The following is a 14,437-nucleotide window of genomic DNA, read 5'->3' on the forward strand; positions in this document are numbered from 1 at the left end:
TACGCTGTTCCCCCAATCGAGTTTTTTTGCACGCAGAGACGCAGAGGCGCAGAGAGAGAGAAGAGTTAGTTGTTTATTGCTTTCATTGGCCAAATTACTGCTTTTGCGGCGGTGATTCGGGAGTAGATTTGTCCTTGGCGGTTGTGAATGATGAAGTTGGCAGTTGCACCTGTGTCGGTTTTATTTTTGATTTCGCAGGAAACGTAAAATGGGATGTTGAATGGTACGGCTAAATATTGTTCGGAAAATGTTAGTTGTCCTGGTAAGCATACTTCTTGATGGAAGTGGTTTAGCCATAACCATAGGGTTTGGGTGCTAAGATCAATTATGTAGGGATTGTGCCATTTTACTGGGAATTGTCCTTGTTGTTGGGCTGATATTTCTTGCCAGCAACATTCGGCTGTGAGTTTTTCTGGGGTTGCATTTAAAACTTTGGTGAACCCTTGGAATGATACTCCATGAAATAGGCTTAATCCACCGTTTTGATAAAATTCTTTACCTGTTTTTGTGATGAGGTGATCTTCTGTGAGATCCATTTCTTGGTAAATGGGTGCTTCTGGCATTTGTCGTACCAGTCTAATTAAGGAACTGAAATGATAATGAGTTTTTCCTTGGGCGTTTTTACTCAAGATTTTGGTTTGAAATTCAACGAAGTCTCCATCACTTTTAGCAACTTCTTGGAGTTCGAGTATATGTTCTTGGGCTAGGGTTTCGTTAAAGGTTATTCCCTTTAATACTTTAAATTCTTTACAACTTAGATATCTATACCCTGGATAAATTTCTTCACAGCCGTTAACCATCCATGATTTAGCACAGGTGGCTGGTAATACTGGTGTCCCAGCAATGGTATGATCGTGCAGAAAGGGGTTTTCTACTAATGTCATCCGGCGACGAATCCGATAGCTGCGGAGTTCTGTACCTAAAGAACTAGCTGGTGGTTTCATGGGGCTACCAATTACCACTTGAGTATCATTTTTATAGGCTGGATGTAGTTCATTAACTAACATTTGTGCGCCAATTTCTACAGGAATTATGCCAATTCCTCTTTCTACAAATGCCTTTTTTAATTCTGTTGTCATCATGCCGCTATCCCAACCACCCCAGTTAATTGCCACTACATGACATTGAGGATGTTGTTGTTTAATTAGGTGGGCTGATTTGTTAAGAATTTCGTTAGCGATCGCATAATCGGTCTGTCCTATGTTACCATAAAATCCTGTTACAGAAGAGAACAATACTAGATGTTCCAATTGTTCCGGTTTAATGCAGGATAATAGGTTTTCTAATCCCTGTACTTTAGCGGTGTAAACTTTCTCAAAATCCTGTTCTGTTTTCTTTTCAATTAATTTATCAGCTAAGTTACCCGCACCGTGAATAATTCCGGTAACTGCACCTGTTTTTTGAATGACGTTGTTGAGTTTTTCTTTTAATTTTACTGTGTCTGTAACATCGACACTGATATATTCTGCTTTTGCTCCTGTGGCTTCAATTGCTGCTAGGGTGTTTTTAATTTCTCGGCTGGAGGTAATTTGATTAAATATCTTTTGTACCATCATGGGTGTAGGTTTTTCACCCTGAGAAATTAAGTTTTCCATAATGCGTTTTTTCAATGCTGCATCTTCCAAACAATCACGAGCAAATTCTGGTTCTGCTATTAATTCAGAGCGACCTAATAGAATAAATTTACAAGGTTGTTGTTGAGCCAATTTTATTGTACATTGAGCAGTGATTCCCTTAGCTCCACCACTGACAACAAAGACAGATGATGGATTAATTTGAACGGTTGCTGTCATAAATCCTCACTTAAAAAATTTAAACTTATTACTCTCTGCGTCTCTGCGTCTCTGCGTGAATTAAATTCCTATATCTCACGCAAAGGCGCAAAGAAAAAAGGTTATTCTGCTTGAGCTATAAGTGTGACTCGTCCTTGGGAACTATAGCCAACTTCCCCAATATATCTGTTAGAATCGTGCAATTCTGCAACAATATATTCTGCTGATTGATCAGGTTCTAAGTTTGGATTTAGGTCGATTGCTCTAGTGAATACCTTCGGCCATTCCCATCTTAAACTCTTAGTTAAACCGAATAATCCAGCGCCAATAACTGAGATGTTTTCTTTGTGTCCTAATCCAAATGCACCATCAAGATGTACTACTGTGCAGAAACTTACTTTTCCTTCTAAATTAGCAGCGTTATTCAAAGATATTTTGAGGTGTTTTGCTAGTAAGAAGATGTATTTAGTAATCGCTTTTTCTGTTTCTCTGTTTTCTCCAAGTTGTGGGTGTAAATGAATAAATGTCCCAATCTTCCCGCAGTGTGTACTAATTGCTTCTAGTTGTTGTTGTAAGTGTTCTTCGCTCATGTTGGCTAGGGTGACACGGGTAACACCTGCGGGTAAGGGTAATTGCTCAGGAATCACCGTTTGAGGAAAGCTCAAAACCACTACTTTCCAGCCTTGTTCAATTAGTCCGTGAGCTAGTTTGCTGGTAATCAATGAACCATCATCGGTAATTAAACCAATGTGTCCTTCCGGTAGTTTTGTTTCCCAAAAATCAGGTCTGGGTAGGATTTTGAGCTTAACTGGACGACGGGGAAGATTGGGATCTACTATAGGAGGGGGAGTTAAATCAACTACATTCTCCCGCTCAGACTGAGACTTTTTTTTTTCACCCCCAGCCAGCTTCTGGAGATAATCAACTATTTGGCCAATGGTACGAAGATCACCTAGTTCCTCTATGTTGGGTTTCGGTAAGTTGGGATATGTTTCTTGCATCGCACCCAGTATTTCTACTCGTTTAATGGAGTCAATCCCTAAATCGGCTTCCATGTCCATATCTAGTTCCAGCATTTCGACGGGATAACCTGTTTTTTCGCTGGTGATGTTTAACAGGGTTTGTCCTAAGTCTGCGTACTCGTTACTAGCTTCTGGTTCGGGAGTAAATGTGATTACTTCTTCAACTTTCGGCGCTACAATTTGCATTTGAGCGGCTTGTTGTACTTCGTTTATCGCAATTTCTACGGAAAGATTTCTCGCTGTATGTGATTGCAGATATTCGACAACTTGACCAATGGTGCGTTTTTCTGAAAGTTCTTCTAAGTTAGGTTTTGGTAAATTGGGGTACAATTCTTGCAATCCTCCCAGAATTTCTACCCGTTTAATTGAGTCAATTCCTAAATCAGCTTCCATATCCATATCAAATTCTAACATTTCGATAGGATAACCAGTTTTTTCGCTGGTGATAGCTAAGAGATTTTGACCTAAATCAGCTAAGTTAAGTTCGGTTTTTGCTTCGACGGTTTGGGGTACAGGAATTGGTGTTTCAATTACAGGTTCTGGAGTTTTTACAACTTGCTGAATTACGGGTTCGGGAACTTTTACAACTTGCTCAATTACAGGTTCGGGAACTTTTACAACTTGCTCAATTACAGGTTCGGGAACTTTTACAACTTGCTCAATTACAGGTTCAGGAATTTTTACAACTTGCTCAATTACAGATTCAGATTGAGTTTCAACAATTTTAACCGTGGGAGTAACAACTACTTCTGTGCTTAATTCCCGTAAAATTGTAGTTGGTGCTTCTGTAAATTGAGGTGGAACTATGGATGAAACTGTATCTTCACCTGTAATCAACAAAGAATATTCTTGTTGTATTAGTTCTAAGATGTGTTTGGTGTGTTCTATCTGCTCGCGTAAATATTGTTCATGAATGCGTAAAGTTTCACTTTGTTGGGCGTGAAATTGCATCATACTACGTTCTACACTTTCCATCACAACTTGTTTTAGTTGGGCGGATTCTTCAGGAGATTTATTAGTAAATAAGGTGTTTTGCTGTTGCATTAGTTGATAGAATGTTTTAGCGTACTCTATTTGATGATTGAGATATTGTGCGTGAACTTCTAAATTATCACTTTGGTTATTTTGAAATTGGCTTAGAAGTTGTTCTAAACTTTCTAAAACCTGTTGGAAGTTCACAAGTTGATTTGATGTTTCCATCTTCCCTGCAAATAATTCTGAGACTGATGGATCCAAAAGAGTTGCAGAAATCATTTCCGATGCTTGTGTTGTAGTAATTTCCGTTGCTTTTTTATGTCCGTTACTATTGATTGCATGAGATTCTTGAAGGACTTTGTTTTGTTCTTGCAAGATTGTATTTTGTTCTTGAAGGATTGTAATTTGTTCTTGAAGTGTTGAATCTTGATGCAATCCTATTGCTGATACTTGATGTCCATCTTGCAAAGCTTCAATAAAGCCATTTTTGGTTTTTTCGGAAACATAATTAACTCCTTTTAACTTAACGCTAAGAGTCTTTTTAGTTTCAATAGGTGGTAAAACCGCAGGTAATTGATAAGGATCAAGATGATTAAGATCCATTCCTATAACACGTAATTGCACTGCTGCTTCTTTGAGAGAGCGATCGCTATTTTTTTGTGTGCTAGGATTCAAAGATACGGTAAGATGAGGACGCTCGCCCAAAATCTCTTTCACCAAGTTAGATAAAATCCGTTTTGGTCCAAATTCTACAAAGCAGTAACCACCAGCAGCATAGATATTTTCAATCTCTTGCTTAAACAACACGGAACTAGAAAGATGACTTTCTAATACTTTTTGCATAGCAGAGGCTTCGTGAGGATAATGCTTACCAGTAACGTTACTAAAAACTGGAATTTTGGGAGAGTTGAAAGTTACCGACTTGGTAGCAATAGCAAAGGACTTTTGCGCGAAAGCAATTAAAGGAGTGTGGAACGCAGCAGAAACCGGTAACGGTACCGCACTGTAACCCAAATCTTGGAAAGATTGATGGATTTTGTTAATTTGGACAGTGGGACCAGCCAACACTACCTGATTAGGAGAATTATAGTTAGCGATCGCTACCTGGGGAAAGTGTCTCAACACCGCTTCCACCTTGGACATCTCTTCCTTCACCGCCAACATACTACCAGCATCATGATCTGGGTCTTTCGGTGCAGCCATCGCCTGTCCTCTAGCTTTCACTAAGAACAAATAATCCTCCTCATTCAACACTCCAGCCGCCCATAAAGCCGTCAATTCGCCAAAACTATGTCCGACGGCAAAATCTGACTTAAACCCAGCTTGTTGGAGAATAGAATACAAACCTGCACTGAACACCCCTATTGCCGGTTGTGCAAATTCGGTTCTTTGCAAAGTTTTAATTTGAGCGTTTTTCTCCTCTTCTTCAAATGCTGGATGAGGGAAAACAATATTAGAAATTGGTCGTAAATTATCCTTAATTAACAGACTATCCATCTGTCCATAAAGCCGTCGCAATTCTGGAAAATTCATTACCGCTTCTCTACCCATTTCCAGGTATTGAGAACCTTGTCCAGAGAAAAGTGCGACAACTTTTCCACCCAAATCTATCCCCGAAGAACGGTAATAAACACCTTGAGGATGTTCCCAAGCAATAGCAGATTGTTTATTTTTTAATAAATCAATCCCAACTCGCAATAACTTACAAGCCTCTAGCAAATTCTCAGCTACAAACCCAATTCTCGCCGCAGATTGAGGAATGGTTAAAGATTGACAATCTAGAATTAATTGAGAGTAGAATCTTTTTCCTTCCTCACCTTGCAAATTAGCTAAAGTTTCCTCTAACTTCGTGACCAATTCTTGGTGATTAGCACCAAATAACAGCACTTCACTCGTGGAATTATGTAAACGATAGGGGCGTTTTTGTTCCGCTTCGTATTCTTCCAAAACAACGTGATAATTAGTTCCACCAAAACCGAAAGAACTCACACCAGCACGTCTTGGTGCTTCACCTTCGGCTTTAATCCAAGGTCTAGTTTGAGTATTGAGATAAAAGGAGGAATTTTCAATATTTAACTTAGGATTTGGCTCAGTAATATTGATAGTTGGGGGTAAAACCTTATGGTGTAAAGCCAGAGCAGTTTTAATTAAACTAGCTGCACCTGCGGCTGCTTTAGTATGTCCAATTTGAGATTTAACACTACCTAAAGCAATGTGTTGTTTTTTGGTGTCATGGACATCAAAGAAATCTCTCAAAGAGCCGAATTCTGTAGGATCTCCAGCCATTGTCCCCGTACCATGTGCTTCCATTAAACCCACCGTAGCAGGAGAAAATCCAGCATCATCATAAGCACGTTCTAAAGCTTTCAGTTGTCCTTCTTTTCGAGGTGCATAAATACTCTTGTAGCGTCCATCACTAGAAGTACCAATACCCTTAATTACGGCATAGATTTTATCACCATCTCTTTCTGCATCTTCTAGCCGTTTGATGAGAATCATCCCAATACCTTCACCTAACATCATCCCATCTGATTTAGCATCAAAAGGTTTGACAGTTTCACTAGGAGTAACAGCCGGAGTTTTGCTAAAAGAAATGTAAGCCATAATGCTGTTATCGGTATCCACACCACCAGTCAACATCATATCGCTACGATGTTCAACTAACTCACTAATGGCCATTTTTAAAGCACCGAAGGAACTAGCACAAGCCGCGTCAACTACACAATTTGTTCCGCCAAAGTTGAGACGGTTAGCAATTCTTCCCGCGACAACATTAGCCAACATTCCAGGGAATGCATTTTCATCCCATTTAATATAGGCACTTTTGATTTTTTCAACAATCTTTTGTGTATCTTCGTCAGATAAACCACTGCTTTTAAGAACTTTTTCCCAAACAGGATATTCTAACCTGGCAGATAATGGTATTCCTAACTGTTTAGCCTGTGCTACACCTAAAATCACCCCTACATTTTCCCGACTAAATTCCCGGCTTTCACCATAACCAGCATCTTCCATTGCTTCTTTTGCAACGACTAAACTTAATAGTTGCGATACATCAGTTACTTCTAAAATGCTGGGAGGAATACCAAATTCCATCGGATTAAAATCAACTTCAGGAATAAACCCACCACGTTTACAATAAGTTTTATCTTCTGGTGTTCTGGGGTTAGGATCATAATAATCTTGAATACTCCAATGGCTTTCAGGAACATCAGTAATACAATCAATTTTATTAACGATATTCTGCCAATATTCCCGTAAATTTCTCGCTTGAGGAAGCAGAGAAGCCATACCAACTATCGCAATAGGATTTTGTTGTAATTGTCTGTTAATTTTGCTTGTGGATACAGATGTTTGTGGCTTCATTTTCTTTTCCTCAATAAACTTAATCAAATCCTTTTCACAACTGGTAATCTGAGCTTCTAACTCCGTCAAGGCATTATTAATTGAATAAAGAGGCATAGGACATAGACTAATTTTGTACTGTGAATAATCCAGCTAATATCGCTACATAATTCAAATTTCTGGAAAGGTAAATGCTTTGATTTAAATCAACACATATCAATACAGTTCAGTTAAAACCAACCGCAGAGGCACAGAGTTCACAGAGAAATGAGGGGTTGAGAGATATTTTCTGTAAGTTCTGTATTAATTGGACTGTATTGCAACACATATTGCCATTTTTGAAGATTAAATAATTGGCATTATTGAAGTTGTTAGGAGATTTAGAACTATTAGTAGCGTAAGTTGTTAGTTAGATGAAGTAAGGTGTGTCAGAAACTTAAAATTAGTGATTTTAGCCTAAATTATTCCGTCTGACGCACCCTACAAGAGACATTTTCCATGAGACTTGTTTAAGTCCTGAGATTTTAGACAAAGATGATCTAGTTTTATACAATCTTGTTCTAGTAATTTCTAGGGTACAGGATAATATATTTTAGGATATTTGAGCAGTAAAAGCTGCCAAATTCGTTACAGAAACCACATCATCTTTAATCCTAATTAATACAATCTGAGCAAATACTTAAATTATTTTGAAGTGATAATAAAGTAGCTCAATTTTAGTATTTTTTGCTTTTTGACTTTAATCAATCAATTAATTCCATCCCTAGTTTGAAACATTTAATTAATAAAAAGACTAGCATGGCTTAGAGAAACTGAATAGTTCATTTTAAGTAAATTTAGAAGAAAATAATTGTAATTAATTAGATTTTTAAATTCTAAATTTACTTATTGGTATAATCATTAACTACAATTTCATCAAAATACTTTTGTAATTACGGATTAGATATTAGGGTGGTTCTCAGTCCCCTGCTACTTTTGATATATTGTCTTTTTGGCTACAAATTAATAAAGATACATAGGGGCGATTTGGACAAACAGGGCTGGTTTTTCAGGAAAATATGATAATTAGACTGTCATTTTTGATGAATTTATAAGATAACGCGACTTTTGCTCCTAATTGGTTATTTATAAACCAAATCTCAATTTACTCAATGTTTTTTTATGAACAATAATATTTCACAACTTCCATAATAAATTAAATACCTGCGTCTTTTAATTGTGATGAAATACGAATATTTTACTATAGCTATTGTTCATTAAATCAAAATAACAAGTTATACTATAAGTCATACAATAAAAGACTTTTAAAACTTTTGACTGTATTTTATTCTTGGTGATTCGCTATAATATTTTTCACTATTTGCTAAGAAAAATACAGTTTTAGAATCTGTTTGATGAGTTCATAAGATAATAGAGTTTCAAAAATCGTAAGATTACATATATTCTTGCTTCGCGTCCTTTGCGGTTCATTTAATCCATATTCCTTTAGCGGGAAAGGAGTAGAATTTTAGCAATAGTAAAACCTTGTAGATGTGAGTAACAGTAAATGGATTTTTAACTACTGATTTACTTGGTTGACAAAATAAACCTATTTTGAAATAATCAAAAATAAGGTTACAAGTTTTCCAGGTCATTTATATAGTCGCTACATTGTAATTTAGAAACTTTAGTCCCTCTTACCGTATTTTACGCTACTCCATCAACTGACAGTTAATGATAAAAGTGAGAATAATTGGAAGTTTAAACCCTGTTAATTTTGCTGGTCAGTTTATTATTTATGTTTGCTTCCAATGTTGACAAAAATTCATCTATCAATAATTAGATAAATCCACCTTCTCTAAAAATTATAGTGGATAAATATCTGAATATCATCATTACAACTATCACTTGACAGAACATAATTGGAAGAAAAATATGTCAGTAAATAAAGAACGTCAGCTATTCAATAAAACTGCACTGAAATCGAAAATAATTTTAGCAGTTTCCATTACTTTAGCTACTGGGTTAGTATCTCTATATGCTTTGTATCAATTGGGTGTAAAACCAACTCCTCAGTCTCCTTCAGTTACTCCCACAAATTCCCCCAAAGCTACCCCTGTTAAGGTTGCTGTAACTGCTTTAGGACGCTTGCAACCACAAGGTAAAGTGACTTATTTATCTGCTCCCAATTCTATCAATGGTGTACGAGTAGAAAAATTATTGGTAGAAGAAGGAGAAGAAGTTAAAACAGGACAAGTATTAGCTTATTTAGAAAATTATTACCGTTCTAAAACAGCTTTACAACAAAGTTTGGATAAACTATTAATTGCCAAGGCTAAATTAGCACAGATAAAAGCCGGAGCTAAATCTGGTGATATTAATGCTCAAAAAGCGGCAATTACTCGTTTAGAATCTCAATTAAATGGAGAAGTAGCGGCTCAAACAGCGACAATTAACCGTTTACAAGCTGAAGTAGATAATGCGAAAACAGAGAGCGATCGCTATCAACAATTATATAAAGATGGTGCTATTTCTGCCTCCGTAGCAGATAGTAAAATTTTGCAACTAAAAACTACACAACAGCAGTTAACAGAAGCTAAAGCCACACTACAACGGACAGAAAACACTCTACGAGATCAAACAAAAGAAGCACAAGCTAAACTCAACAGTATTAAAGAAGTACGTCCTGTAGATATTGAAGTTGCACAAAGCGAAGTTAAAAGCGCGGAAACTGCCATTCAGCAAGCAAAAGCAGACTATGATTTAACTTACATTAAAGCTCCCATTGACGGCAGAATTTTAAAAATTCACGCTAAAAATGGTGAAGTTATTAGCACTTCTGGCTTTGCAGAAATTGGGAACACAACACAAATGAACGTGTTAGCTGAGGTCTATCAAACTGATATTAAAAATGTGCGTGTTGGACAAAAAGCAACTATTACTAGCACATCTTTTCCCAGCAAAATACAAGGTACTGTTACTGAAGTCGGTTGGCGAGTTGACAAACAAAGTGTCTTTAGTATTAACCCCAACTCAGATACAGACCGCAGAATAGTCGAAGTAAAAATATCCATTGATCATCCTGCTGACAGTAAAAAATTGGTTCGTTTAACCAACTTACAAGTAGACGTTTCTATTCACATTTAGGCATTAGTAACTGGAGTAAATCATTAATTCTCTATTACCAATTACCCATTACCCATTACCAATTTATGAATTTAAAAATTCCTTTAGCATGGCTACAATTAGCCCAGCAGAAAGTTCGTTTTGTCATAGCTATAGCCGGAATTGGTTTTATTGTACTCCTAATGTTCATTCAGTTAGGGTTTCAAGATGCCCTCTATTCTAGTGCTACAGCAGTCCATCAAAATCTTCGGGGTGATTTATTTTTAGTCAGTTCTCAATATAAGTCTTTAACAGCAATTCAAAGCTTTTCTAGAACTCGATTATATCAAACTTTAGGGTTTGATGGCGTTGAATCAGTTAGCCCAATGTATCTACAGTTTGCTAAATTAAAAAACCCTACAACTGGAGAAAAATATTCTATCTATGTTATTGGTTTTGATCCGGGTAAACCAGTAATGAATATTCCAGAAGTCGAAAATAATTTAGATAAGCTAAAAATTCCTGATGTGATGTTATTTGATCGAGATTCTCGACCAGAATTTGGAGCAATAGCAACACTATTTGAGCAGGGAAATACTGAACAAACAATTGAAATATTCCCCTTTGATGCTATTAAAGGTTATCGAGTAAGAGTAGGTGGTTTATTTAGTTTAGGACCCTCCTTTGGTGTAGATGGTAACTTAATTGTTAGCGATACAACTTTCTTGAGGATTAATCCTAATAGTCGTCCAGCAGAAAAGATAGATGTAGGAATCATCACCCTCAAACCTGGAGTTGATCCAAACAAAGTTTTAGAAGCACTAGAAGCTAGTTTACCAAATGATGTTAAAGCTTTTACTCGTCAAGGGTTTATTGATTTTGAGAAGAAATATTGGTCGGTGAGAACACCTATTGGTTTTATTCTGAACTTGATGCTAACAATGGCTTCTGTGGTTGGTGTGGTGATTGTTTATCAAATTCTCTATAGCAATATTGCCACCCAATTTATTGCCTACGCAACTTTAAAAGCAATTGGTTATGCCAATCTCTATTTATTAAATGTTGTATTTCAACAGGCATTAATATTAGCAATTCTAGGCTATATACCTGGATTTATCGTCTCTATAGGTTTATATGATTTTGCAATGGAAGCAACTCAATTACCAATAGTGATGACCTTTAATAATGCTGGACTGGTACTAATCTCTACAGTTCTAATTTGCATCACATCTGGTTCATTAGCTATCAATAAACTCCGTTCAGCAGACCCGGCTGATATTTTCTAAACTCACATCTTGCATCTTTCTAATAAAGGTAGCTGGGCATTCCCCACCATACAAAATCATCACTCTTTGCAATAATAACGTAAGTTGCTAGTTAGATAAAATAAGGTGCTTCAGAAACTTAAAATTAGTCATTTCAGCCTAAATTATTTCGTATGACGTGGTTGGTGAGCTTGCCGAACCACACCCTACAGACTACAAAATATCCGAAGAATTAATAACTAGCAACTTGAGTTAATATCATTGTGCAAGATATCCCAATTTCAGCAACTACTCAACAGATTTAATTTTATGAACCTCAACAATAAAACCATTCTTATCACCGGAATTGACGAATTTATTGGTTTACGTGCTGCGGAATTAGCCATAGCTCAAGGAATGAAAGTAAGGGGATTACAAACTTCTCCAGGACAGGATAAAAAAGCTCAAAATGTGGGTGCAGAAATTATTGTTGGTAGTATTACAGATCCGGCAATTGCTCACAAGGCTTGCCAAGGTGTAGATATTGTTTTACACACAACTCAAATAGCTGAAGAAGCTGGTGAAATAAAGCATTTTCGTGAAATAAATGTTGGTGGTACTCTCAATATTGCTAAGGTAGCCAAGCAAGTTGGGGTAAAAACTTTTGTGCATCTTTCTAGTGTTCTTGTTTATGGCTTTAATTATCCTGATCATGTCAAAGAATCTGATCCACTATCTGCTGATAATAATCCATATTGTCAGACAAAAATTGAAGCTGAAACAGAATTAATAAAATTAAATTCACCAGAATTTGGTATTATTATTCTCCGTCCTGGAGATGTCTATGGAGCAGGAAGTATCCCCTGGATAGTACGACCAGTTCAGATGATGCGGCAAAAACTATTTGCATATCCAAGTGATGGTAAAGGAATAATGAATCATTTGTATGTAGATAACTTAGTTGATGCCATATTTTTAGCAATAGAAAAAGAAACTTATGGTGAAACATTCAATATTACAGATGGGGAAGAAACTTCCTGGAAAGATTATTTTATGCACTTAGCTGCAATGGAAGGTTTACCTGCACCGATAAGTCTGCCTAAAGAAGAAATGAAATTATTTCTGCGTGTACGTCTTCAGGGACAAAAGTTATTTCGTCAAAAAGCTGATATTTTTCCAGAATCAGTTGATTTTATGAGTCGTCCTTATTCCTATTCTATTGCTAAAGCTACAAGTTTATTAAATTATAAACCCAAGGTTGATTTAGAAACGGGAATGCGACACACCCATGAATGGTTGAAAAAGACTGATATCCAAAAGTTACTCAAGTAGTTATTTACCTTTACTAATTAATGTATGAATAACCAGCAACCAAAATTAAGCATTGGATTACCTGTCTATAATGGTGAAAAGTATCTCCAGGAGTCGCTAGATTCACTATTAGCGCAAACCTTTGAAGATTTTGAACTAATTATTTCAGACAACGCATCTACAGATAAGACTGAGGAAATTTGTAGAACTTACGCTGCTCAAGATAAACGTATTCGTTACTATCGCAATGAAACTAATATTGGTTGTGCTGGTAACTTCAATCGTGTTGTGGAATTAGCTTCAAGTGAATACTTTAAATGGGCAGCTTATGATGATTTGCACGCTCCTGATATGGTTCAAAAATGTATAGATGTGTTGGAAAAAGATCCCACATACATTTTATGTCATTCCCAAACATCTTTTATTGACGAACAGGGCAATTTTTTTCAACATTATGGAATTAAACTTAACACTAATTTGGTTAAGCCTCATGAAAGATTTCATGAATTATTAACTAAACACCTGTGTTATCAAATGTATGGAGTAATTCGTCACAGTGCTTTGAAAAAAATACCTCCTATGGGTGGTTATGGCAATGCTGATGGAATTTTATTACTCAGGCTTGGTCTACTAGGAAGATTTTATGAAATTCCAGAATACCTATTTTTTGCCAGATGTCATCCTGGACAATCTTTGAGTATGTTTTTTCCTAATTACCTGTCATTTAATAACAATAATCCTCAATATTCATTGAATATGCTGCCTAATTTTTATGATTATGCAGTGTGGTTTGATTCTAGCAATAAAGGAAAATTATTGTTACCCCATTGGCGTATTTTGAAGGAGTATTGGTTTTCAATTAATCAGAGTGAACTTAATTGGTACGAGCGTTTATGTTGTCATTTTAGTATGGCTAAAAAGTTGTCAGGGACTGAATGGTTATTAATTAAGGATTTGTTGGTTGCTGCAAAAATACTTTTGTCGAATAAGCAGAAAGCTTTAATTAATTCGGACGGGCAAGATGCCCATCCCACAATTGTTTAATTTAATCCCAATATGTATTAGGGAGTTCTAAATAAACAACACCCAAAATTTATTGTGGTGCGGGCATCTTGCCCGCTAATCATCTACCCAATCACACCAACTCTTTTTGTGAGGTAAATATTAGTTTATGCTGAGAATATTTTCGTTGAATAGTTTGTTAATTGCTACTTTATTGACCGTTGGTTATGCTAAACCAGTTATGTCGGAATCAACAAATAATCTAACTGTAATAGTTGATGGTATCCGCAACCAAACAGGGGAAGTTTGTATGAGAATTTATTCTTCTGAAAAAGGATTTCCTTCCAGTAGTTCTAGTGAAGTTCAAAGTGGTTGTACTAAGATTACAGGAAATTCAATTAAGAAGGTTTTTTCTAACTTAAAACCTGGTAAATATGCTGTCGCTGTAGTGGATGATCAAAATGGCGATCGCCAACTGAATAAGGATTTTTTCGGTATTCCTACCGAGGGTTTTGGCATTTCTAGAAATCCAATTGTTTCTATGCAAACTGGATCACCAAAATTCCGTAATGCTAGTTTTTTGATGGACAAAAATACAACTATCAACATAGTTATTAAATATTCTCTTGACCCTTAATCAAAGAGATATCCGGTAGAGACGTTCCATAGAACCTCTCTACAT

7 protein-coding genes are annotated in these 14,437 nt (G+C 36.3%); 5 read left to right on the forward strand and 2 right to left on the reverse strand.

Translation table 11 applies throughout. The features are described 5' to 3' along the window. Positions 1-65 precede the first annotated feature (65 nt). Entirely contained in the window at positions 66-1,793 is a 1,728-nt protein-coding gene (locus tag VB711_RS05580; protein ID WP_323284770.1) for an SDR family NAD(P)-dependent oxidoreductase, read from the reverse strand. 101 nt (positions 1,794-1,894) lie between these two features. Further along, a complete protein-coding gene (locus VB711_RS05585) occupies positions 1,895-7,231 on the reverse strand; it encodes a polyketide synthase (protein ID WP_323284771.1) in 5,337 nt (1,778 codons plus the stop codon). 1,797 nt (positions 7,232-9,028) lie between these two features. Between VB711_RS05585 and VB711_RS05590 the strand changes: the two genes are divergently transcribed. The 5 genes from VB711_RS05590 to VB711_RS05610 all read left to right on the forward strand — a co-directional run bounded on the left by VB711_RS05590 (position 9,029) and on the right by VB711_RS05610 (position 14,392). Next, positions 9,029-10,240, forward strand: coding sequence for an ABC exporter membrane fusion protein (locus VB711_RS05590; RefSeq protein WP_323284773.1), 1,212 nt, complete (start codon positions 9,029-9,031; stop codon positions 10,238-10,240). A gap of 65 nt (positions 10,241-10,305) precedes the next feature. Beyond that, positions 10,306-11,484 (forward strand): ABC transporter permease DevC, encoded by a 1,179-nt coding sequence (devC, locus tag VB711_RS05595; protein ID WP_323284774.1) that lies wholly within the window; start codon positions 10,306-10,308, stop codon positions 11,482-11,484. A 288-nt stretch (positions 11,485-11,772) separates the two neighbouring features. Continuing rightward, positions 11,773-12,774 (forward strand): NAD-dependent epimerase/dehydratase family protein, encoded by a 1,002-nt coding sequence (locus tag VB711_RS05600; protein WP_323284775.1) that lies wholly within the window; start codon positions 11,773-11,775, stop codon positions 12,772-12,774. Between the two features lie 24 nt (positions 12,775-12,798). Beyond that, the gene (locus tag VB711_RS05605) at positions 12,799-13,797 is read left to right on the forward strand and encodes a glycosyltransferase family 2 protein (RefSeq protein ID WP_323284776.1); all 999 of its coding nucleotides are present in this window, start codon (positions 12,799-12,801) and stop codon (positions 13,795-13,797) included. 127 nt (positions 13,798-13,924) lie between these two features. Beyond that, a complete protein-coding gene (locus VB711_RS05610; protein ID WP_323284777.1) occupies positions 13,925-14,392 on the forward strand; it encodes a DUF2141 domain-containing protein in 468 nt (155 codons plus the stop codon). Positions 14,393-14,437: the final 45 nt, after the last annotated feature.

The sequence above is a fragment of the Cronbergia sp. UHCC 0137 genome (genome assembly GCF_034932285.1).
Classification (GTDB): Bacteria; Cyanobacteriota; Cyanobacteriia; order Cyanobacteriales; family Nostocaceae; genus Cronbergia.